At 33.2% G+C, this 24,014-nt stretch carries 20 protein-coding genes; 12 read left to right on the top strand and 8 right to left on the bottom strand.

The features are described 5' to 3' along the window. Positions 1 to 3 precede the first annotated feature (3 nt). Positions 4 to 765 carry an SDR family oxidoreductase gene (locus TY11_RS18465; protein ID WP_042149734.1) on the bottom strand — a complete coding sequence of 254 codons (762 nt, stop codon included), beginning with the start codon at positions 763 to 765 and terminating at the stop codon, positions 4 to 6. Positions 766 to 918: 153 nt separating this feature from the next. Here TY11_RS18465 and TY11_RS18460 point away from each other — a divergent pair, with 153 nt between their 5' ends. Continuing rightward, positions 919 to 1,506, top strand: a complete 588-nt coding sequence (locus TY11_RS18460; RefSeq protein WP_042149732.1) for a TetR/AcrR family transcriptional regulator — start codon at positions 919 to 921, stop codon at positions 1,504 to 1,506. A 106-nt stretch (positions 1,507 to 1,612) separates the two neighbouring features. On the opposite strand, the gene TY11_RS18455 is transcribed toward TY11_RS18460, so the two are convergent. The 6 genes from TY11_RS18455 to TY11_RS18430 all read right to left on the bottom strand — a co-directional run bounded on the left by TY11_RS18455 (position 1,613) and on the right by TY11_RS18430 (position 7,017). Continuing rightward, positions 1,613 to 2,179, bottom strand: a complete 567-nt coding sequence (locus tag TY11_RS18455; RefSeq protein ID WP_042149729.1) for a DUF6434 domain-containing protein — start codon at positions 2,177 to 2,179, stop codon at positions 1,613 to 1,615. 203 nt (positions 2,180 to 2,382) lie between these two features. Further along, complete coding sequence (locus TY11_RS18450; RefSeq protein ID WP_042149727.1) at positions 2,383 to 4,641, bottom strand: putative bifunctional diguanylate cyclase/phosphodiesterase; 2,259 nt, start codon at positions 4,639 to 4,641, stop codon at positions 2,383 to 2,385. Between the two features lie 131 nt (positions 4,642 to 4,772). Then, the gene (locus tag TY11_RS18445; RefSeq protein ID WP_042149725.1) at positions 4,773 to 5,507 is read right to left on the bottom strand and encodes a glucose 1-dehydrogenase; all 735 of its coding nucleotides are present in this window, start codon (positions 5,505 to 5,507) and stop codon (positions 4,773 to 4,775) included. A gap of 15 nt (positions 5,508 to 5,522) precedes the next feature. Beyond that, the gene (locus TY11_RS18440; protein ID WP_042149723.1) at positions 5,523 to 5,966 is read right to left on the bottom strand and encodes a MarR family winged helix-turn-helix transcriptional regulator; all 444 of its coding nucleotides are present in this window, start codon (positions 5,964 to 5,966) and stop codon (positions 5,523 to 5,525) included. 267 nt (positions 5,967 to 6,233) lie between these two features. Then, positions 6,234 to 6,605, bottom strand: a complete 372-nt coding sequence (locus TY11_RS18435; RefSeq protein ID WP_042149720.1) for a VOC family protein — start codon at positions 6,603 to 6,605, stop codon at positions 6,234 to 6,236. Between the two features lie 82 nt (positions 6,606 to 6,687). Beyond that, complete coding sequence (locus TY11_RS18430; protein WP_042149718.1) at positions 6,688 to 7,017, bottom strand: hypothetical protein; 330 nt, start codon at positions 7,015 to 7,017, stop codon at positions 6,688 to 6,690. A 193-nt stretch (positions 7,018 to 7,210) separates the two neighbouring features. Here TY11_RS18430 and TY11_RS18425 point away from each other — a divergent pair, with 193 nt between their 5' ends. Further along, on the top strand, positions 7,211 to 8,131 hold the full coding sequence (locus TY11_RS18425) for a glycerophosphodiester phosphodiesterase family protein (protein WP_052345899.1): 921 nt from the start codon (positions 7,211 to 7,213) through the stop codon (positions 8,129 to 8,131). Between the two features lie 60 nt (positions 8,132 to 8,191). Here the strand turns inward: TY11_RS18425 and TY11_RS18420 are convergent, their stop codons facing one another. Continuing rightward, positions 8,192 to 8,842 carry a YdeJ family lipoprotein gene (locus TY11_RS18420; RefSeq protein ID WP_042149715.1) on the bottom strand — a complete coding sequence of 217 codons (651 nt, stop codon included), beginning with the start codon at positions 8,840 to 8,842 and terminating at the stop codon, positions 8,192 to 8,194. Positions 8,843 to 9,244: 402 nt separating this feature from the next. Here TY11_RS18420 and TY11_RS20545 point away from each other — a divergent pair, with 402 nt between their 5' ends. The 10 genes from TY11_RS20545 (at position 9,245) to TY11_RS18370 (ending at position 23,780) form a co-directional block, all read left to right on the top strand. Continuing rightward, positions 9,245 to 9,397, top strand: coding sequence for a hypothetical protein (locus TY11_RS20545; RefSeq protein ID WP_155982737.1), 153 nt, complete (start codon positions 9,245 to 9,247; stop codon positions 9,395 to 9,397). 397 nt (positions 9,398 to 9,794) lie between these two features. Continuing rightward, positions 9,795 to 11,222 carry an ATP-binding protein gene (locus TY11_RS18410; RefSeq protein ID WP_042149710.1) on the top strand — a complete coding sequence of 476 codons (1,428 nt, stop codon included), beginning with the start codon at positions 9,795 to 9,797 and terminating at the stop codon, positions 11,220 to 11,222. Next, positions 11,209 to 13,929 carry a Z1 domain-containing protein gene (locus tag TY11_RS18405; protein ID WP_042150450.1) on the top strand — a complete coding sequence of 907 codons (2,721 nt, stop codon included), beginning with the start codon at positions 11,209 to 11,211 and terminating at the stop codon, positions 13,927 to 13,929. Before TY11_RS18410 ends, TY11_RS18405 begins: the two co-directional genes overlap by 14 nt. After that, positions 13,913 to 14,842 (top strand): PD-(D/E)XK motif protein, encoded by a 930-nt coding sequence (locus TY11_RS18400; protein ID WP_231495877.1) that lies wholly within the window; start codon positions 13,913 to 13,915, stop codon positions 14,840 to 14,842. Before TY11_RS18405 ends, TY11_RS18400 begins: the two co-directional genes overlap by 17 nt. A 15-nt stretch (positions 14,843 to 14,857) precedes the next feature. After that, positions 14,858 to 16,903, top strand: a complete 2,046-nt coding sequence (locus TY11_RS18395; RefSeq protein WP_042149704.1) for an AIPR family protein — start codon at positions 14,858 to 14,860, stop codon at positions 16,901 to 16,903. 166 nt (positions 16,904 to 17,069) lie between these two features. Further along, positions 17,070 to 17,258, top strand: coding sequence for a hypothetical protein (locus TY11_RS18390; RefSeq protein ID WP_042149701.1), 189 nt, complete (start codon positions 17,070 to 17,072; stop codon positions 17,256 to 17,258). A gap of 61 nt (positions 17,259 to 17,319) precedes the next feature. Further along, entirely contained in the window at positions 17,320 to 18,531 is a 1,212-nt protein-coding gene (gene dcm / locus TY11_RS18385) for a DNA (cytosine-5-)-methyltransferase (RefSeq protein ID WP_042149697.1), read from the top strand. 60 nt (positions 18,532 to 18,591) lie between these two features. Further along, positions 18,592 to 18,831, top strand: coding sequence for a hypothetical protein (locus tag TY11_RS18380; RefSeq protein ID WP_042149693.1), 240 nt, complete (start codon positions 18,592 to 18,594; stop codon positions 18,829 to 18,831). Between the two features lie 442 nt (positions 18,832 to 19,273). Next, positions 19,274 to 21,349 carry an McrB family protein gene (locus tag TY11_RS18375; RefSeq protein WP_042149690.1) on the top strand — a complete coding sequence of 692 codons (2,076 nt, stop codon included), beginning with the start codon at positions 19,274 to 19,276 and terminating at the stop codon, positions 21,347 to 21,349. Further along, positions 21,321 to 23,780 carry a restriction endonuclease-like protein gene (locus TY11_RS18370; protein WP_042149687.1) on the top strand — a complete coding sequence of 820 codons (2,460 nt, stop codon included), beginning with the start codon at positions 21,321 to 21,323 and terminating at the stop codon, positions 23,778 to 23,780. Before TY11_RS18375 ends, TY11_RS18370 begins: the two co-directional genes overlap by 29 nt. Positions 23,781 to 24,014: the final 234 nt, after the last annotated feature.

The following is a 24,014-nucleotide window of genomic DNA, read 5'->3' as shown; positions in this document are numbered from 1 at the left end:
TATTTAAAACGCTGCAGTCCAACCACCATCAGCTGTAATAACAGTACCATTGACAAAGCTTGACTCATCAGATGCAAGGAATAATGCCACTTGAGCAATTTCCTCCGGTTGTCCTATACGAGGAATGACGCCTTGTACAACTTTTGTACGTTCCATACCAAATGGGTTTACATTCTTCATAGAAGCTGAAATATTTGTTTCTACAGCACCAGGGGCAATCGCATTACAACGGATGCCTTTTTGAGCATACATGAACCCAGTGTTTTTCGTTAATCCAATAACAGCATGTTTAGATGCCCCATATGTAGCACCAGCATGAGCACCATTTAATCCACCAGTTGATGCAGTATTAATAATGTTTCCTTTACCTTTTTCCAAGAAAATAGGTAGTGCTTTACGCATTGCACGCATAACACCTTTTGTATTGACATCAAATATCATATCCCAACGCTCATCTAGGATATCCCCAACTGGTTCAAATCCATCCATGATTCCAGCATTGTTTACTAAAATATCTAAAGTTCCAAATTCCGCAACGGCAATATCGATCATGTTATCAATATCTTCCTGTTTTGCAACGTTTACTTGAACGGCTTTGGCTACTCCGCCATTCTCGGTAATGCCTTTCACTACTTCTTCAGCACCATCTAGATTTAGGTCTGCTACTATTACTTTCGCACCTTCACGTGCATAAATTTTAGCAATTGCTTTTCCCATACCAGATGCTGCTCCTGTTACGATCGCTACTTTGTCTTGTAATTTCATTCTATTTTCCTCCTTTAAACTTGAAAAAATATAATGAACATGTGTACATTAAAATTATAAGATAGGATGACCAAATAAACAAACAACGGAAAATCCAAAAAACGTTGCGTAATCAACACTTCACTAGGATTGTGTTGATTAAGGAGAGTGAAAATGTTGAAACATGATCTCAGAGTAATCAAGACACAAGAGAGTTTAAGGCATGCCTTGTTAGAATTATTGAAGTCAAAGCCACTAGAGGCTATATCGGTAGCGGAATTATGTCGTTTAGCACAAATAAATCGCGGGACATTTTATTCGCATTACAAGGATGTACATGAAGTCTTTAAGCGGTATTTAGAAGTAATCGTAGAAGATTTCAGAAGGGCTTATGAAGAGCCATATATTAAAACGAGATTTAAGATTGAAAATATCTCTGCTAGTATGATAGAGATTTTCCATCATGTAAAAAAATATCAGGATTTCTATCAGATTGTCTTTGACCAACGTATCCCAATGATGTACTATTACTTGCTGTTTGATACCGTCCGTACCTTTATGAAAGAATCTTTAGCTAAATCATACATTGATGCTACTGATCGGGTCCAAGTAGATTATCTATTAAGCTATCAAACGAATGCAATCCTCGGTTTATTAATGGAATGGAATCGTCAGGGTTATATGACACCTGCTGAAGAATTAAACAAACAACTCATTACAATACTGTCGTTTAATAGTCCGTTTCGAGGGGGCGATAGGTGATATAAGTCTATTTCTTGAACCACACCCGAGTGTACCATATCATTAGTAGATAGCTTTTATTTTTTAAAAAAATAAGTTCGCTTTGTTTCAAGCGAACTCTCTTGTACTAACTAGGTATGTATTGATTACTTCCAGGAAGTTTCTTTATTTCATTCCATGCTTTAATCGCTTCATCACGACTTTTCCCTTTATTGCTAGGATCAGCGAAATAGTCACGAACGAATCGGTTGTATTCAAATTGGGGTGCAATATTTTTCTTGTAGGAAGGATCTTTCTTCCGATCTTCTTCCTCATACCAAGCATTCACGACATCTCGGTACGTTTTTCCAATATTATTTTTTATATAGTTTTGAATAAATGTTGAGAAGTGGAATTTTGGTATCACGGTCTTGAAAAATGCTCTTACATCTTGACTACACCGATGGTTTTCCGTAATGACTGTATCAAGAGTTAATTCTGCTTGTGGCATTGTTTTCATAGGTGATGTAGATTTTCTGATAGGTTTAATTATTTCACCTGTACGAAGGAATGTTTTTATTCTATTGGTAAGTTCAATTTTCGAGCCTGAGGTACTTATCCCATTTTCTCTGCAAAAGGATTGCAATTCTTCTTTCAACCAATAATAATCTTTAAAACTTTCCAAGTTAATAACTTTCGTCAAATTAGGTCTCAAACTAATCCCCTCCGTGAACCCACTAAAGTAAGTAGTTGTTGGTACTAGTTTAGCATAATATGAATACTATTGATACATAAAATAGAATATTTGTTCTGTTTTTTGGTCTGGGAATCGGGTACATAGTTTAATTCCTAGACCTTAGTTATGCCTCCGTTAGACTAGATGATTGAGTGCTGAGCCAGTGAACCTGCCCTAGACCACTATAGTTTCTCTTTAAGTAAAATCTTCTCTAGTTCTCCTGCTGGAACTGGTCTGCTAAATAAATATCCTTGTCCAATGATATCCTGGTTACTGATTTTGAGTAGTGTGGTTAGTTGCTCTTCATTTTCAATTCCTTCGACTATTACAGTCAAATTAAGATTGGACCCTATATTCATGATGGTTTTGACCATTGCAATATCTTTTTCAGTTATGTTTATAATAAATGATCGATCAATCTTGATTGCATAAATAGGTAAATCTTTTAATACAGAAAGGGAGGAATAGCCTGTTCCAAAGTCATCAATCGCAGACTGTACGCCCATTTTTTGTAATTCATGTAGAATTCTAGTAGTGTCTACAATATTCTGCATAATACTTTCTGTAATTTCTAATTCAATGCTGGCGGGATTAACCCCAGTTTGTTCGATTATTTTTTTTACATTGTTGAGAAAATCCTTATGTTGAAACTGTCGTACGGAAACATTGATACACATTAATAGATCATCATGGCCATTTTCCTGCCACTGTTTCAACTGTTGACAAGCATTATATAAAACCCAATTACCGATGGGGACAATCTGTCCAGTATCTTCTGCTAACGGAATAAATTCGTCTGGTGCAAGTACTCCCAGTTTTGAATGTTTCCAACGTAATAAAGCTTCAGTACCGATTATCTTTCTAGATTGTAAATTCACTTTTGGTTGGTAATGAAGGAGGAGTTCATTATTGGTTATAGCTTGACTTAGGTCATTCTCAATCTGCATTTTTCTAGCCATCTTTTTATTTAATTCGGGACTAAACACTTCATATTGGTTTCTTCCCTTACTTTTTGCAAGGTACATTGATGTATCCGCATTTTTTAGTAACATTTCACTAGTAGAACCATTTTCCGGAAAAAGGCTTATCCCTATACTAGGGGTAATTGATATTTGATATATATTTACTGCTAAGGCTTTTGAAAATGTTTCTAATATGCTTTCCGCAATTCGTTTACAAAAGTTCTCTGAAGCATCCTGGAGAATAATGATAAATTCGTCTCCACCAACACGGTATACTCGACCGGTAGTTGGAACAGATTGTTTCAGTCTGGTGGAACATTCCTGTAATAGCTGATCACCAATTCCATGTCCGAGTGTATCATTAATATTTTTAAATCGGTCAAAATCCAAGAGCATAATTGCGAACTTTTTCTGATTTTCGTTTGCAAATTTAATTAAAGCTTTAATATCTTGTTGATAACTAGCTCGGTTAAGTAACCCAGTAAGTTTATCATGATAAGCATGATACCAAAGGTCATGTAATAGATTACGTTGCTGTTTTATCATTGATATTTGTCTAATGACAATAAATATAATGGATAGGACCAGACCAAGTACTAAGGCATTCCAATTCCAGCCTGTACTTTGCATGACAAGAAAAGCCAGAAAGATAACACTAACATTTAGTAATAAGCCGTTGTCACTATGCTTGGGGTAGGAATTAGAAATCCATTTTATATCATCTGAAAATATTTCGACTTGGAAATTAGTGTAGCCTAGCAATAGGATGGCCAACGTCCAAAGAGGATCAATCATACCGCCATTTTCATATTGATGATTGATTAGCGAATGAATGTAAAGCGTATCGGTTATGATTTGGACCAAGAAACCTAGAGAAAGGTAAAGGAATGCTTTATACTCCTTTGTATATCGAGTCATATAAAAAATATTGATGGCTAAAAATGCAATTCCTATATCGAGAATTGGATATAAAATATAAACGACCACAAGAGATTGATGTTCATCGGAGAGTTCAATTATTGGGTTGATCAAATAGTGATAACTAATGGAGATAGCGGCTATCATAAATATTAAAATATTAAATAGAAACGGCCCCATAGACAGCGAGTGGTATAGTAACTTTAACTTATATATTAGAGCAAATAAGAAAAATACATATCCCGATAACCATAGAACAAAAGATAGATCGGGATAGCCAGTTTTACCATTGACTAGAAGGTTGAACAACCAGAACAAATTGGATAAGAGAGGCAGTGATATTCCTGTACTTAATAAGATAATAAATATTCTATGGTCAGTTGATAGAATTCGAAAGGGTCTGTATAACCAATAAATTGAAACAGCGGCACCGATTATTGGAAATAGCGATCCACCTAATATTCGCATCCATGTATGATCTGCATAGAAACATAACCAACCATAAAAGGCAGCAAGGTAAAAGATAATAAATAGGGAGGCATTTCTTTTTTGTTTGTTCATTACCGGTCCACCACTCTCATAAAAGGTCTACATGATTAGTATTTAAGAAAAGAGTGTGACTATACCATAACGCATACCAAAATAAAAAAGATAGTGAGGGAAATCCCTCACTACCATCTACCTAACATTATCTATCTTGCAGTTAACCCACCATCCACGACAAATTCAGCTCCAGTGCTATAGCTTGATTCGTCTGATGCAAGATACAGTACTAAATTCGATACTTCTTCTGGTTTAGCGACGCGTCCATTTGGAATATATTTCGCAAATTCATTGATTGCTTCTTTGGAATCTTCTTGTACAATCATTGGTGTTTCAATGACACCTGGGTGAACAGAGTTCACACGAATACCGTAATGAGCTAGACCTAGTGCAGCAGCTTTTGTCATGCCACGAACAGCAAATTTCGTATCTGTGTACCCAATAGCTCCACCAACAAGACCATTGATAGAAGAAATATTCACAATGGATCCACCATCTGCTTTTTTCATGGAAGGAATCACAGCTTTCATCCCTAAGAACACGGAAACTTGGTTAATATCCAGGATTCTACGGTACTCTTCCTCGGTAGTTTCCTCAATAGATTTATTCATACTTATACCAGCATTATTAACCAAGACATTTACTGGTCCAAATTCCTTTTCAGTTAGAGCGATTACCTCTGCCCAATTTTCTCCTTTAGTTACATCTAGTTTTATAAATCTTACATGCTCACCAAGTTCATTTGCTAAAGCTTGTCCGTCTTCTTCCAGAATATCAGCGATCATTACTTTAGCGCCTTCTTTAACGAATAAGCGAGCATGGGATGCGCCCATTCCGCGAGCTCCACCAGTAATAATTACAACTTTTCCATCTAATCGTTTCATGTGAAAATCTCCCATCTAATTGTTCTTTTGAATTCTATCGTCAATGCCTTGCAGTAATTTCTCTTGGATAGTGAGATATTGATTAATCTCTTCCTCCGTCAGTTCTTGAAAAAGGTCTACAAACATTTTTTTCCCAATCTCCTGTGCCTCTACTAATGCTTTTTCCCCAGTTTCTGTGATGGATAATTGATTAGCGCGTTTATCTTGTTTAACATCTAAACGATCTACAAACTCTAAATTCACTAACTTGTTTGCAATATTCGTCATGGCTCCCTTGGTATAGCCAAGTGTCTCAGCCAATTCTACTTGTTTTTGCGGACCTTTTTGTCGTAATTCACTTAAAACAAGAATTGGCGATATTCCTAGTGGGTAGGGATATTGCTTTGTAAACTGAATAATATTATGATTATTCATCTTTTCGATTGCGTGAATTAATTTAAATATATTTGCTTGTTCCACATTCGCCCTCCAATTGAATTATTTTAGGAAGCTTGGCCAGGAATGTACTGAGAAACAAAATAGTTTAGTGTTAAACTACTTTTGAATATAGTTTAACACTAAACTATATTTTTTGGTAGTGATATAACTGTCAATTAGTTAATATAATTGATAGTTTACATGGATTACTGGTTTTGATGTGAATTCAAAAAAAGAAGTAGCCGCACACACCTAGTTAAGGGGACGGTTACTTCTTTCTATTTAAAAGAACAAGAGTTGCAGATGGTGTTACCGATGCTGATCAAAAAGAATCTGATTCCCATCTGGATCTTCAATTGTAAAATGTGCAGGACCTTCTGTTGATTCATCTGCCTCCGTTTGGAATGTAATGCCTTTTGCTTTAAGCTCTTTTTGAATTTCGCGAACGTCTGTGAAAGTGTCCAGATTCTCGGCATTTTGGTTCCAACCTGGATTAAAGGTTAGGATGTTCTTATCAAACATAGCCTGGAATAGGCCGATTACCGTATCGCCATTTTTTATGATTAGCCAATTTTGTTCAATGTTTCCACCTAGCGTCTCGAATCCGAGTGCTTCGTAGAACTCTTTTGATTTGTGGATGTCTTTTACTGTTAGACTGATAGAAAATGCTCCTAGGTTCATGATTTGTCCTCCTTGGTTTGGATATGTACTTGTAATGATTATAGCAATAATTTCATTAATTTAGGAGGTAATCTTTTTTTAACTAATTTCTACCTAGAAATTGAAGATCTTCTTTTGTTAATTGCTGTCCGTTTATCATTAGTTTTGTCTCTTTAGACAACTTCACTTGTCCATCCACTAATTCTTTCTCTGTTAAAATACTTGGGATTCGATAGTCAATTAGGTTTCCTGCTAGATCATAAAATAAGTAGCCTTCTTTTTCATCATAGATAAAGGAATTAATTTTCATATTAGGTGTAATGAACAAGGTTAGCTTTTCTTTGTCATTCCACATCATTTTGATGAGGATCTTTTTCTTCGTTTTCTTTTCTACTAGAGCCTTCCAGGTAGTAAGTGGGATTGATTCTTGCATGTGATTTCCTCCCTGTGTTATTAATGACTGACTATTCTTTGATAATAGTTTGTGCCAAAATCTAATTATGTAATGGTTTTATAATGTATAATTATAGCAAAGATTTGAAAATCGTTTAACAGGTTTTAAGTGGAAGCCTTTATTTTCGTGACTATTTGATATAATAGTCTAGAAATGGAAAGGGGGTATTGGAATGTCCAAACATGGAAAAAGAAGTAAAGTATGGCGGATAATTGGCTTGGTTGTAGGTATTATCGTTCTTATTTGGCTTATCATTTTCTTATTCCCAGTTACCGAAAATACAGATTTACATAAGTTTGACCGGGGTCGACCACTCGTTATTGCCCATGGTGGTGGAAACCATCTAGCACCCTCCAATACTTTAGCTGCTTTCACCAATGCACATGCATTAGGTGTTGATGTTTTGGAATTTGATATTCATATGACAAAGGATGGCTATCTAGTATCGATTCATGACCCAACTGTTGATCGTACGACAAATGGAACGGGTAAAGTGAATGATATGACATTGGAAGAGGTTCAAGCATTAGATGCAGGAATGAATTTCAAAGATTTAAATGGAGAATACAGTTACCGTGGCCAAGGGGTATATATCCCAACTGTAGATGAAATATTCTCAACCATTGATGATCCTGATATGCTGTATACCATTGAAATCAAGGACTCCAATGACCCTGAGTTATATCAGGAAATGAGCGAGAAATTGTGGGAGTTAATACAGGAATATAGCTTAGAAGAAAATGTTATCATTGCTGCATTTGACCACTCTATCATTGATATGGTACTGGAAGCGTCCGACGGAGATGCACTTGTTAGTGGTGGAAGGGATGAAATCACTAAGTTTGTCGTGTTCCATAAGTTGTTCCTAAATAGCCTGTATCAACAACATGTCCATGCACTCCAAATCCCTACGGAAGATAGTAATATTAACCTTGTGGATAAGAAGCTAATTCGAGGTGCACATAATAGAGGCATGGATGTCCATTATTGGACGATTAATGATCCAGAGACGATGGAGGAACTAATCGAATTAGGAGCCGATGGAATCATGACGGATCGTCCAGACCTGATAATCGAGTTATTAGAAAAATAAGTAGGGAGGAAGGTTACATGGAAACCCTTCCTCCTTTTTCTATAGCGTACTATTACTTTACTATTGGATATTTAATAGTTTGATTAGTTTTATGACCTGTTCCTCATCACCAGTGTCGATAGCCACTAACTCGGTATTATCAATCAACTCCTGGTAAAATTCTTCACCGGCAGGGTATTGACCATCCCAACGCAATGGGACCTTATAGACGTTTATCGTGCCATCCCCATTGCCACTATACGTTACAGAACCATCGACTAAGCGACTGCCTGCTAACTGGATAACATCTTCTGGGTAGGTTAGACTGGTTTCATCATCAGGATTAAGTGGTGTACCAGCTGGTATATGATGGACATTCAATTCATCTAACTCTTGATTAGGACCAAGCTGTAACCATACTCGAGCGTATTCAATTTCTTGAGAAGAGTATTGAGACAGGGCATCTTTGTTTTCTTCTGTATTATTTTCAGATGAGGATGATTCTGTATCTTGATTCTCTGATTCTTCGGTGGTGCTATCTGATTTCTCTTCCTCACTGGAAGAACTGCTCTCATCTGTTTCGGTTGTATTTTCATCAGATGATTCTTGGGCAGAACTGTCTTCTGAGGAATTAGACGTAGAATCATTTTTATTATCTCCACAGCCTGCAAGTAACCCTACTAGGATTAATAGTGCAACATTCATATAAAGTATCTTCGATAGCTTCTTCATTTGTTAGATCATACCTTTCATTGATGTTTTAGGTAATTCTCATAGATTATAAACCTATCGCAGAATTTTTACCATTTTTTGCTTGGTGAACCGTTAAATTCATTCTGTGGTGTAGAGGAATCATAGAGTTTGGGTTATGGTAGAAATAAGGTGATTCTAGAGAAACTAGGAAGTGATAGACATGAAGGGGAATATGGGGTTAAAAATATTTCTGATTAGTTTAGGAATCCTATTTTTAATAATAGTAACGGTAATTGCTATTTTTATTGCCAAATTTACTTTGTTCGACCGGGAAAAGTCACTTGAGAATATGATGGAAGTTTATCTAGCGAACAAGTACGGGGAAGAATTGAAAATAGATATTGTCCATCTAGAGGGTTCCAATACAAGGAACATGAGGAAATGTCTTCAAACAATTATTGGAAGAAATACTTTGCGATATATTTAAGGGATGAATCTGGGTATCGTTATTCTGTAGATAATGATGGGTTTAGTGATGAGGATTTGAGGGGGAATGTTGGAAAGGTGATAGAGCAGATGTCTGAAGATCGGTGATTGTGGATTTTTAATGGTGCGGGGATTTTTGTAGATAGGTTTGCTACATTGGCTTTAGGTATTAAAGGTAGTTTTTTTGTTACGATATAAAGATAGAGTGATTGGTTATGTTGTGTTGTTGATCATGGCTGTTATTTTTATTCCTGAGGAAGTTATTTCAAGTAGATTATAGGCATGGGGGAAATATTCTTACATATCTATCAGCATACCAGAGTAATATATGGAAAATGTAAAACTATACTATTAGTACTTAAAAGTTATGATAATATTAAAGATAAACAAAGTATAGAAATTTTACCAGTGAATATTGTATCAAATCAAAATAGATAATAGAATAGTAGAAAAGAACTAAAAATTAACAACTTCATTTAATTAAAAAGTAAAGATGGTGAAAAAAATGAAAACTCAAGAAGTACAGCCAAATGTTGCAAATTTCGTTAAATCCTTAAGGGATATTGGTTATACATTTGAAGTTGCAGTTGCAGATGTCCTTGACAACAGTATTACTGCTAAAGCTAATAATGTAAAAATATTTTGTATTCCATCTCCAAGTCTGTCATTTGCCTTATTAGATGATGGTAATGGTATGACGAATGGTGAGCTCGTTGATGCTATGAGATTAGCAACAAATGACCCGGATTCTTCCAGAGAATCAGATGACTTGGGGAAATTTGGTTTAGGTTTGAAAACCGCTTCATTTTCTCAGTGTACTAAACTAACTGTATTATCTAAGAAAAATGAAGTAATCTCTATTAAACAATGGGACTTAAAATATATATCTGAATCCAATAGGTGGTTTTTAATAACTCCAACAATTAAAGAGTGTGAGAATAATCCTCTTTATAAAGAACTAAAGAAACAAGATAGTGGAACCTTGGTAATATGGAATGGAATAGATACATTTACAAAGGATGACATTTCCGAAAAATTAGATACATTAAGAGATCACTTATCGTTGGTATTTCATCGTTTTTTAGAAGGAGTAGTTCCTGGAAAAAAAGCTTTAAATATTTATGTGAATAATATACAGTTGAAACCATTTAACCCATTCAACCCTAAACACATTGCGACTCAACAATTGTTGCAGGAGAAAATAAGATATCGTGACTCAGAAATAAATATTCAACCTTTTATTTTACCTCATCACTCTAAGCTTTCACAATTAGAATTTGAAAAATATGCTACCAAAGATGGTTATACAAAATCTCAGGGATTTTATTTGTATCGCGCCCATCGTCTTTTAATATACGGTACTTGGTGGGGGATGCATCGAATGAAAGATGCCCATAAACTAGTTCGTATTCGTATTGATATACCAAATAATCAGGATCAGGCTTGGGGAATTGATATTAAGAAATCCACAGCAAACCCAGTCAGTGAAATAAAAAGTGATTTGAAGAGAATCATTCAACAAGTTACTGTAAAAGGTTCAAGACCATACACTGGTAGGGGAAGAAAAATAGAAGATAGAACTACTACTCGGTTTTGGGAACTTAAAGCGAATAATGACAAAATACAATTTACGATAAATAGAAATCATCCTATAATTCGAGAGTTAGAAGAAGGTCTAGACGAGGGAAAAAAACGCCTGCTTAATGTTACCTTAATGGGTCTTGAAAGCTACTTACCATTGGATGCTATAGTTGCACAGTTAAATTCTAATCCGTTAAAAGTGAATCAAGAATCACTTTTAAATGAAAATGATATTAAGACCCTTGTTGATAGCTGGAGATCGAAAGGGGTAAGTGAAGACTTTATTAAAGAATTATTGAGGACTGAATTATATAAGAATAAGGAGGAGTTTTTTGATAATGCAAGATCTTAAAGAAAATACTAAGATGTACGAACTGGTCAAAGAGAAGATTGTTGAAAATCTACAAAAAAATAAAGTTCTACAAGAAGAAACTATTTATAAGGCCATAGAAGACTGGAAAAACATCATTAATTCTACCCCTCCAACTTTTTTGAAGACAATCCTAGGTGTAGAGAATATAAATAATATTAAACCTTTAACAGATAAAGAATGGTTTTACCTTCAAACAGAATTAGAGCAGTCCTTCATGGTCCGTATTAAAACAGGTATATTAGTCACCGGTAACGAACAAAGAAATAGAGATTTAAATTGGTGGTCGGGTAAAAAACAGATAGAAACAGATAATTATTATATAGAAAATTATATGGCATACATGAAAAATGATCTGCCACTAGAAGTATTAGATACTATAGATGAAGATACAGATGTTATAATGAATAATTTAGCTGATCCTGAATTAGAAGAAGCTTTTTCTAGATATGGGATGGTAGTAGGTCATGTACAGTCAGGAAAAACCTCTAATTATGCAGCGTTAATCTGTAAAGCAGCTGATGCAGGATATCGCTTTATAGTTGTAATTGCAGGTGGACAAAATAATCTAAGGAATCAGACGCAAAATAGATTGGATGAGGTATTTGTTGGATCAAATTATCAAGGGGTAGGCAAATTAGCAGGATTTAGACGAGATAAAATGCCTGACAGTTTAACAAACTCAACTAATGATTTTAAAATAGAAACGGCAAAGGCCAGAGAAACTACAAATTTTGAAAATATGCAATTGCCTATATTGGTTGTTATTAAAAAACATACTAAACCATTATCAAATCTATTAGAATGGTTAGATAAACATTATAAAAACCAAATTGATAAAGCAATGTTGGTAATTGATGATGAATCAGATTATGCATCAATTAATACAAAAGATGAGGAAAATCCGACAGTAATTAATGAGAAAATACGTTTGCTTTTGAAAAAATTTAAAAAGAGTTCATATGTTGCGTATACTGCAACTCCATTTGCAAATATATTTATTGATCATGAAGCTAAAAATGACAAAGTAGGAATGGATTTATTTCCCAGAGATTTTATTTACGCTTTAAGTGCACCATCAAATTATTTTGGTGCAGAAAAAATATTTGATCAAGATAATGATAATTATGTCATTGAGATTCCATCAGATGAAGCTGTTTTTGAGATTAATGAAGAGGCTGATTATCCAGTTGGAAAATTACCTTTTCAAATTAAACATAAGAAAGATTATGCTTATGAAATTGAGGAACTTCCTGATAGTTTATATGATGCTGTACGTTTATTTATTATAAATATAGCTATTAGAAATCTCCGAAGTCAGAAAAAACACAATAGTATGTTAATTCATATCTCTAGATTTACTGATGTCCATATTAAAGTAAAAAAAATTGTTGAGAAGTATTTTGAAATATTAAAAATGGATATAAAATCTTATGGTAATTTAGACAATCCATACGATTATTCTCATCACCTAGCAGAAATGAAGGATACTTTTAATACAAGATTGAATGATATTGAATTTGATTTTGAAAATGTTTTAAAGGAAATTTGCTTAATAATAGATACTGTGCAGATAAGAGATGTTCATCAGAGCGCCAAAATCAAATTAGAATATAGGAAGGATATACAAACAAATGTAATAGTTATTGGTGGGTTGAGTTTGTCGCGCGGTTTTACCCTTGAAGGGTTAAGTGTTAGTTATTTCCTTAGAACAACGATATATTATGACACATTAATGCAAATGGGTCGTTGGTTTGGGTATCGTATAGGCTATGAGGATATTTGTAGAATATATCTTACTGACGATATGAATAAAAAATTCGGGTTTATTATTAATGCCACTAATGAATTAGTTAACCGTTTAAATATTATGAGGGAAGAAGGTCTAACTCCAGAAGATTTCGGTCTAGCTGTACAATTACATCCTGACAGCCTTTTACAGGTAACTGCACGTAATAAATCTAAAAATACTGAAGATATGTATCTGAAAATGAATTTAGATGGTACTATGAAAGAAACTAGATGGATAAGCAATGATGCTGATGATATAAGTACTAACGAAGCACTATTGGAACAATTTATTCGTGGACTACAAAATCAGAAATATGAACATAAAGTAGTTAAAAAGAGTTATGTTTGGAGAAATGTTGATATTACAAAGATAAAGGATTTTGTCCTAAACTATAAGCATTACACTAATGATCCTCTAGGTATTAGATCTAGGATGCCGGTTTCATTTATCAGGGAATATCTTAAAGAATCTAATCTGAATTGGGATGTCGTTTTATATAATGGAACTGGTGAAAACCAGTTTATATCTGATTCGGTTTCGATTAATCGTCAATCCCGTAAGGTTAAAGGAAAACAAGGTTATTATGAGGTGACTAATAGAACTCTTTCAAGGGCTAATCCTGAAAAAATAATAGTAAGAGAAGAGTTCAAGGATTTGAGTTCTGCAGAGATGAGAGGGAAAATGGATAGACCTCTATTAATGCTACACGCATTAGAACTTAAGAATGAAGATGATGGTAATACTCATTTAGTTACGGGATTTGGTATTAGTTTTCCTTTATTTAAAGAATCACATAATAGTAGTTTGAAAGTCCGGATAAATCCAGTTTATAAAAAACAATTAGAAGAAGCTTATAGACTAGGAGAAGATGGTGAAGAGTATGACTACACTGATTAATCCATGGGTAAATTTAGATAGATTAAGCAGAATACGAGTTAAAGATAATATTAGTTATGATGCATTTTGGATCATGGATATAAAAAATCAATATGGATTAATGTTACAGTGTGATGAAAATTTCATTCTACCTAATCGGGAAATAAAATTAAATGGAATACAAATAGAGATTGATAATACAACCAATCCTAATAAGCTTATACTATTATTAAATGATAAGAAGGATTGGGAAATATTTTTAACTTTATGCAACGATCTAATCGGAATTATTAAAAATATAGATAAAAATGTTATTACAAAAGTAATAAAGCGTTTAGAAAGATGGCAAAAATTATTACAAAGAAAGTCCTTAAAGAAAATGTCCAAAGAAGAAGAAATGGGGCTGTTTAGTGAATTACTAATACTTCGGGAGTACATTATTCCAAAATATGGATACTTTGATGGTATTCATAGTTGGGTTGGTGCACTTGGTGATAGTCAGGACTTTCTAATGGATAGCCTATCAATTGAAGTTAAATCTCATAGAAGTACTTCTAGTGGATATGTATGGATATCATCTAAGCAGCAACTTAATCCAGAAAAGACCCCACTATATTTAATTGTTTGTTCTTTAACTGAGGTTAGTAGGGGAGAGAATATTAAAAATATTGTTGATTCTATTACAGAATTAATAGATTTTGATAATCTTTTAATAGAGTTCGTAGAAAAACTAGAAAAATATGGTTATATTCCTGAATTACATCAGGAGCTTAGTAGTTTTGTAGTAGATAAGTTTAGTTGTTATGAAGTGAAAGATGATTTTCCGAGAATAGATATTAACAAGGTTTCTCCATGGATTAAAGATTTAAAATATAGTATTGACTTGGCAGGATGTAATGATTACGCAGTGCAAATTACCGATGTTTTAAGATAAACAGGGGTGTTATTTATGATTTCTATAGAAGAATTTCATGAGGATTTTTTGCAATCAGTTTTATCTGATTCAGAGAGTAGAGGATTATTAAAAGCGCAGTCATTCTTTGAATTAGTTTGTGAGGATTTAATGCGAGTTGGGGAACTTACAAATAATTATACTATGGCAGAGTTCATTAAACAGGGAATAGAAGTTTATGGTTATGACTATGATGAAGAGAGAAGATTACTTACTCTGATTAACTTTCAATTTTTCCAATCAGATAATATTGAAACATTGACTAAGCAACAAGTCTCAACAAAGTACAAAAGACTTCAAAAGTTTATAGAATTTAGTAGTAGGGGAATGTATCAAGATTTAGAAGAAACATCTGAAGCATATTCTCTTGCTTACAATATATTTAGATTTATGCAAAACAAGCTTATAGATAAAATAAGATTAATAATTTTAACAGATGGCAAAGTTACAAGAAGTATTTCCGAGATACCTAACCAGACCATTTCGGATATAGAAAGTAGCTTTCAAATTGTAGACATTAATTTCTTATATAGTATATTTCTATCGGAAAATGAATCTGATTCATACGATATAGAGTTAGAAGTTCCGTTCATAAAAGTCAATTCTACTTCTAATGAATATCAATCATACCTGGGCATCTTAAATGGTGAGCAGTTATATAAAATTTATGATGAATTCGGGCAAAAACTTCTTGAACAGAATGTGCGGACTTTTTTACAATTTAGAGGTCAAGTAAATAAAGGAATTAAGAATACAATTCAGTATAAACCTGAAATGTTTTTTGCATATAATAATGGAATAACTGCAACAGCTACAAATGTAGAAACAAAAAACGGCTTAATAACCAAAATAACAGATTTTCAAATAGTAAATGGTGGTCAAACTACTTCTGCAATTTATGCTGCAAAAAAGAACTCAAAACTTGATATTTCTAAAGTTGCAGTTCAAATGAAACTTTCAGTTGTAAACGATTTAGAGAAGAAAAGTGAATTTGTTTCAAACGTTTCACAGTATGCAAATACTCAAAATAAAGTTAATAAGTCTGATTTCTTTTCAAATAGTCCTTTCCATAAAGAAATGAAGGATTATTCTAAACGAATTTGGGTTACTAATAGGGGTGGAACTCAAAGAAGAACACATTGGTTTTATGAAAGAGTACGAGGGGAGTATCTAAATGAACAGGCTTATTTAACAGCTGCTAAGAAAAGACAATTTCAAATTGAGAATCCTAAGAATCAGCTAATTGATAAAACCTTTCTCGCGAAGAGTGAAAATTCTTGGGACAGAAAGCCACATGTTGTTTCTAAAGGTGCTCAATATAGTTTTGTAGAATTTGCAAACTCTGTAACAGATACAATTGAAAAAAATCAACTCGCTATTACTGAAAGTTATTTTAAAGATTCTGTAGCAAGGGTTTTACTCTTCCGTACAACTGAAAAGATTATTTCTAAGGCAGCATGGTATCAAAATGCTTTTAGAGCACAGACAGTCACTTATTCAATAGCACTATTGTCACATGTAATAAAAAAGAAAAATCTCTATTTAGATTTTAATAGGATATGGGAGGACCAAAGGTTACCAGTTGAATTAGTAGATCTATTAAAAGATATTACAAAAACTGCTTATTTTACAATTACAGATCCACCTGATGGTGCTGCCAATGTTGCACAATGGTGTAAGAAAGAAGGATGCTGGCAAGTAGTTAGTAAAATTGAAATTAATCTTAATTCTATAACCAAATTACTCAAGAGTAAAGAAGAAGCAAAATTTGAAGAAAAGATAGATAAAGAAAATAAAAAATTGGATACTGGGATAGAGATGCAATCCTTTGTTGTTAAGACTAATATAGAAGATTGGATACAACTATATGGGTACTACATGAGCGAAGGAAATATTAGATCTTTGACAATCACGCAAAGGGATATACTAAAAAAATATTCAGAAGGAAAAATAGTTGTTCCTTCTGAAAAACAATCAAAAGTTCTATATTACTTGTACCAAAAAGCTCTTGATGAAGGATGGGACGTACTAATTTCGAACTAATGATACTAAATTGAAATCTAATAAAGAAGAGATGGGGGAGAAGAACCCCCGTCTTTTTTCTTTTTTACTCCATTGCATTCTGTCTTAGTAGTTTGTATATGTGTTGTGGTATAATTTTAATTTAAGCATGACAAAGATAGGGAAAAGAATAATCGGAGTGGTAATATTGAGTGATAACTGGGGAGGATTTCGAGAAGGATCCGGTAGAAAAATAATAGATAGAAAGAATAAAAAAAAGGGGTATACATTTCAGTTGACGGAAGAGGAAGTTAGTTTTATTGAAGCCCACGATGGAAAAAGTAGAAGTGAAGCTTTAAGAAAGATATTACATGAATTTAAAAACTTGAAAAAGTGATTCGTTTTTTCAAGTGTTGATGCTATAATGGAGTTAAAAGAATTGCTAAGGGGAAAATCATATGAAGTATACAGTTGGAAGTCTTTTTGCTGGAGTTGGAGGCATTGATTTAGGTTTCAAAAATGCTTCCTATGAGGAAGACTATTTTGAACTTATTTGGGCAAATGAGATTGATGAATATGCCGCAGCAACTTACCTAGAGAATTTTAATCATCATGTTATTATTGGCGATATTGAAAAAATAGTGAAACCAGAAAGGGCAATAAATTCAACCGAAGAAGAAGAATATAAGCTAAAAAGGGAAGAAATACTTAGTCAGAAAATTGATATATTAGTAGGTGGTTTTCCTTGCCAAGCGTTTAGTATTGCGGGATATAGAAAAGGTTTTGATGATGAAAGAGGAGTTTTATTTTGGAGTATAATTGATCTGATAAATTTACTAAAAAAGAAACATTTCAAACCCAAAATTCTTTTTCTAGAAAACATTAAAAACCTTAGAACACATGACAATGGAAGAACGTTCGAAATAATAAAAAATGAATTGGAATCCTTAGATTATATTGTCAAAGAAAAGATAATTAATACAAAAGATATTACAAACCTACCTCAAAATCGTGAAAGAATATATATTGTTGCATTTCAGGATCCAAAAGTTGCAAAACAATTTACTTTATTTGATAAGATAGAACAATTTAAGATAGAAAAGGATGAAAAACAAAGAATACGAGAAATTAAAAGTTGTTTAGATCTTGATTTAAGTAAAAGGAAAAATGACAATGAAAAGTACTTTTATACTAAAGAGAAATATCCTTTTTACTTTTTATCTGAGGAAGAATATTATGCAATGGATGTAAAAGAGAGAAAAGAGCAACGTGTTAATATTGAAGAACAAATAAGAGATGAATATGAATTTTATCAAATAAGAAGAGGAATGTATATTAGACAAAACAAAAGTGGAGTTTGTCCTACTTTAACCGCAAATATGGGAACTGGTGGACACAATGTTCCATTAATAAAAGTAAAAGATGGAATTAGAAAATTAACACCTGAAGAAACTTTTAGATTACAAGGATTTCCAATTGGTAATGGTTATAAGTTACCAAGTACTATAAATGGGAAGCCTGTATCAGAAGGAAGATTATATAAACAGGCTGGAAATGCAGTATCGGTTGACGTAGCTCAAATAATTGCTATTGAAATTATAAAGGCTCTTAATCACGTTAGAAAAACTAATTCAGTAGAAAGAGAAAGTATGATATCTATTGGATTGTAGATTTCAAGATGAAAATGTATCTCATACAATAAAGCATAATGAATTTTTGCGGGGGATAAAATGGCGTTTATAGATGTTAAAAAAATCAAGAGAGTTGAAAAAGATTGTAATTTGATACACAAGGAAGTTGAAGCAAGTTATTCCAGCTTCAGTAGTACAAATGGAACAAAATATGTACAAATAGATACTTATGGAACGAATGATCGATTATATCGAGGGAAGATCAGCCAATCTATTCAAATAGATAAAAATTCAGCAGAAAAACTCATTCAGATTCTTAAAAAAGAGTTCGGATTATAAAGATTTAAATTAATATCATTATCAATATTAATATTAGCCTTTTATAAAAACAATGCTCATTATAATAAGCATTGTTTTTATATTTTCTAGTACTTGCTTGGGTTTGACACAGGATTTTTGAATTAACAGTTGTATTTGTATAAAGTTCTAAGGTAAAAGATGTGTATTGTGTATAGTGGACAGTTTGAAGCAACAATAAGGTGTTTTGAGCAGAACAATTGAGAGGTTAAATACTTAATATAAATTCGAAATATTGTTTAAACCATAGTGGATGATTTTGAGTTGAAAAATTATGTTGAATTCATTTGACTGAGATTTCGTAATCGAAGATTACGATTAAAATGCCAGAATTATGTTAAAATTGTATGAGAAAGTTCTAAAATGAAAAAATGAATTATTACAGATAGGTTCTTATGAAAAAATAACGTTAGATGGTGAGTACGTGAAAATAGTAAAAAGTTGGTCCAAACCAAATTTAAAAAATTTAATTGGAAGAAAACAAATAGATTGGTCTATTTTTATTAATGGTACTACAATTCCCAAAGAGTTTTATGAAGACTTTGCTGAAGCTAATGGTAGTCAACCTTTAGAGGTTGGAGAAAGTGTGCCTCTAAAGTTGATTTATGAAGGAAAATTATATGAGGTTAAACTGGTTAACGTAAGAAGGCCAGAAGGAAAAGAAAAAGGTTCTTTACAAATTAGATATGATAAAAATGATGAACTAAAAGAATTATTAAAGAGAGAATTTGCTACTTCCCATGGTTATCTATTGCAGGAACGGGATGGAAAAAAGTCTAAAAAGCCAATAATAACTCCAAAGGAACTGTCTGAGTTCATAGACTTTTTTAAAACTGGTGATCCTTATATTTATAAGATGGCTTTTAGGACAAAACATGAGAATGAGGGTAAACCTACATTCTGGTGGGTTAATATGGGGAAGGCATATAAACAGCAAAGAGATGGTGAATTCCTATGGGCACCTCAAAAAACAAAACAAGGTAGAGCGGTTTCATATCATGTTAGACTGCTAGAAGCAAAGGCTGGTGATATTGTTTTTTGCTATTCAGAGAAGACTATTCGATCTATTGGTATTGTAAAGGAAAAAGCAGAAGTAGCACCAAGGCCATCAGAAGTTGCAAGTAATGAATGGGAGGAAAAAGGATATTTAGTTGAATTGTCTTATTTTGAGTTGAATCCATTCATAGGTAAAGATGAAATTCCAAAGGACTGGAGAATAAAAGAGCAAGGCCCCTTTGACGTAAATGGAAACTTAAACATGGGATTTTTCTACGCATTATCAGATGAGTTTGCAATGAACTTATATCAATTGTTTGAAGATAGGTTTGATATTCAAGTTGGAAGAAAAATTAAAGAATATAAATCTGTCTTTTTTGGAAATGAAAAAATAGAAGAAAAGGAAAAAGTATCTATGACTGGTAGGGAAGTTATTGATCATATTCATTCTTACATAAAATCCAAAGGCTTCTACTACGAAAAAGAAGAAGTCATAAATTTCTTCCTTTCACTAAAAACAAAACCCTTCGTCATCCTTTCCGGTATCTCCGGAACAGGAAAAACCATGATTGTCCGTTGGTTTGCTGAAGCAATCGGTGCAACAGAAGCTAACGGACAATTTACCATTATTCCTGTTCGTCCAGACTGGAGCGATGGCTCTGACTTACTAGGATACACAGATATAAAAGGTGATTTCAAAGAAGGACCTTTAACTAAAGTAATTAAAACAGCAAGTGATCATCCGGAGAAACCATATATCGTACTCTTAGATGAAATGAATCTTGCTCGAGTTGAATATTATTTTAGTGACATCTTAAGCGTCATGGAAAGTCGCTCATTCAACGAAGAAGGTGATATTGTAACTTCTGTAGTGCTAACGGAAGAGATAGCGGGTAAAAATTTCTATCTACCTGCAAACCTTTATATCGTTGGTACTGTAAATATGGATGAGACAACACATCCATTTAGTAAAAAAGTGTTGGATCGTGCAAATACGATAGAATTTAATCGAGTCCAATTAAATTACTTAGACTTTCTACAAGAACTTGAAGAAGTAGAACCGATTGCTATACAACAAGAAGTTCTAGAATCTAAATATGTTCACTTAAAAGATTTATATAAAGATAATCCTGATGTGGTGCATAAAGTAACCAGAGAATTAGAAGTTGTAAATAAAATACTAGAAAAGATACAAGCCCATGTAGGTTATCGCGTAAGAGACGAAATATGTATGTACATTGCTTACAGCGAAGAAGGACAAGTTATGGATTTTAATCAAGCAATGGATCATTGTTTACTACAAAAAATACTTCCACGGATTTCTGGGAGTGATAGTCGTGTGAAAGATGTCCTAGATGAATTAATTAAATTGTGTGCTTTTGAAATATCTGAAGATGTTGATAATGTCGATTTAACTTATGCTAAATATCCTAAAAGTGCAGAAAAGCTAATAGAGATGCGTAGGAGGTTAGTCGATGGTTTCACTTCCTTCTGGATCAGTTAATAGTGATGTGGAGTTGCTTCATATTGAAACAAATGAAATGACCATTGTAATCAAAGGAAAGCCGTATCATGAGAAATATGAAGGATTAAACCAATATCGAAGTATGGACTTTCATGATCCAATGACACTAGATATTAAAGGGGATGGGATTTCCTCTGTCCGAGTGTTTGATATTAATGAATTGGATCTTCAAGAAAAATATCTTCATCGTCCAATTTTCTTTGAAAACGGTGTTTACCAACTCGTTGTCTATCCTAAAGAAAATAGAAGTTTATCTTTTTATCATGAAAATCAGGGGTTAAGGAATTCTGTTGGGGAAGTAAAAGTAGGTGACAGTTACGTATTAATGGGAAATTTACACTTTCCAAATGAAGTTGGTCTTTCTACCTTTGAAATACGAGAAAATAATCAAACCATATTATCTGTTACTATAGAGATTTTCCCTACAAAACTTGATTATCGAAAAGATTATGTGAAGCTCTTAGAAGAAATAAATGACGAAATATATAATCTTGCTTTTCACTTTATTAGAAAGACGTATCTAGGTGCAAAAGCAAAATTAGAGGGCACACCATCAAGAGCAGAGTTTTATCGTTTAATGAAGTCTCATTTTAAAGAGCTATATCAAGCTATTGATAGAATTGAGCGTCAACCTCATCATAAGTTGGTAAAAACATATAAAAAGGTGAGAGGAGATCAATTAAGTAAGCAAGACCAAAAAGGGTTACAGTTCTTAAAGAAGCGTCCGCATCTTTTTGTTGAAACAAATAACGGAATTAAAATAATTGATAGTCACTTTATGCCCGTAAGTGGTTTAAACATCAAAAAAGATTTAACATATGATAACCACGAAAACCGTTATATTAAATGGGTGATGTGTCGTCTAATCGAAAAATTAGATGATTTAATTTGGAAGCTATCCAATCCAAATTCATACTATGATTTTAAGCCAGACCAAGAGATAATAAATGAACTTAATAATATGAAAATAAATCTTCATAAAAAAGTAAGGAATACATTCTGGGGACAAGTAGGGAAATTAGACCGATCAATAATGAGTTTGGTATTACAAATGGCTCCGGGTTATCGTGATGTATTTAAAATCTTCTTATTCGTTTCTCGAGGTTTAGAACTCCAAGGGAAGATTTATCAATTGTCGGTAAAAGATGTGGCAACTCTTTATGAGTATTGGACATATTTGAAATTAGGGCAGATCCTTGGTAAGAAGTATGAAATGGTAGACCAAGATATTATTAAAGTTAGTAGGGAAGGGTTATTTGTTAATTTGCAACAGAATTCTACTGCTAAAAGAGTGTTCAGACATCCACATACTAAGGAGAAAATTACACTTACTTATCAGCAACGAGAAGGACGATTACCTACTACTACTCAAATTCCTGACACAATGTTAAGTATTGAGAAAAAGGGAAAAGACTACGAATACCAATATGTATTTGATTCCAAGTACCGTGTAGATTTCGCACTTTCTAATACTTCTTATGGCAGAATTTATAATGGAATTCCGGGACCAATGGAAGAGGATATTAACACGATGCATCGTTATCGGGATTCTATCGTAGTTAGAAATGATGGTCCGTTTGAACGAAAGGCTTTTGGAGCCTATGTGCTTTTTCCATGGAATAATGAAGAGATATATCAAGATCACAAATTATATAAAAGTATTGATGAAGTGAACATTGGAGGATTGCCTTTCTTACCGAATGCAACACAATTAGTGGAGCAATTCTTAGAACATCTAATTGATAAGAGCCCTGAAGAGATTCAAGAAGAAGGAATTTTACCAAGAGGATCACTAAATGAATGGAATTCCTCACTTCAAGAAAAGGTAATAGTTATTAAAGTATCAGAAGAAGAGGAATATAAATACTCCTTACAAAATCGTATTATAGAATTGTCAAATCCCCGGTTAAGTAAAGGTTGGCAAGAGGCAGAGTACGTGGCATTGTATACCACTAATGAAGTGATGGAAAAGAACGGTATTTACTACTATGGTAAAATTAACGATATTAATATTAGTGAAGATACAGTGCTTTTCCATATTGACCATTGGAAAACTTTATCTAGTGTAATTAAGCCAGTTGGCTATGGTATCTCAAACTATGTGATTACTATGATCGATAATCTATTAGAAGCAAAGGAACTTCCGGAACTTTTCATGAAGTCAAAGGAAGAGATGACGATTTGGCGAATGCTTAGAAGATTATCAGATAGTGTACAGTCCCGATTGGATAATCAGATTGTTGATGAAGCAAAAAAGGTAGTGCAGTTCACTATGAAGAATATAAGTATTGAAATAGAAGATGAATACATTTTACTATTAAGATTTGATTCAGAAGAAAGAATTCCCATTAGCGAACTGAAAGAAAAACCTTCTAAGGTATTTAAAAGAGTTACTCAGTTTATGTCATAACCCTATAATGAATGTCGAAACTGCTCTCAAATAATAATATAGAAAAAAATGATTACAACTACGATAAGCAGAAGCAAACCAATCAAGGTTACTTCTGCTTTTAATTTTCTAGCAAGCAAATGTTGAATTTTCTCTGGATTATAAATTTAGTAGTTTCCATTACCTTGAGTTAGGAGGCAATATGGTGACTAATAGAAAGAAGAATAACTAAGTAATAGAAATTTCAGATACGAA

Origin of the sequence: Paucisalibacillus algeriensis, from assembly GCF_000577245.1 — a bacterium.
Lineage (GTDB): Bacteria > Bacillota > Bacilli > Bacillales > Amphibacillaceae > Ornithinibacillus.
The sequence above is the reverse complement of the archived record's forward strand: the minus strand, read 5'-3'. Positions and strand labels throughout refer to the sequence as shown.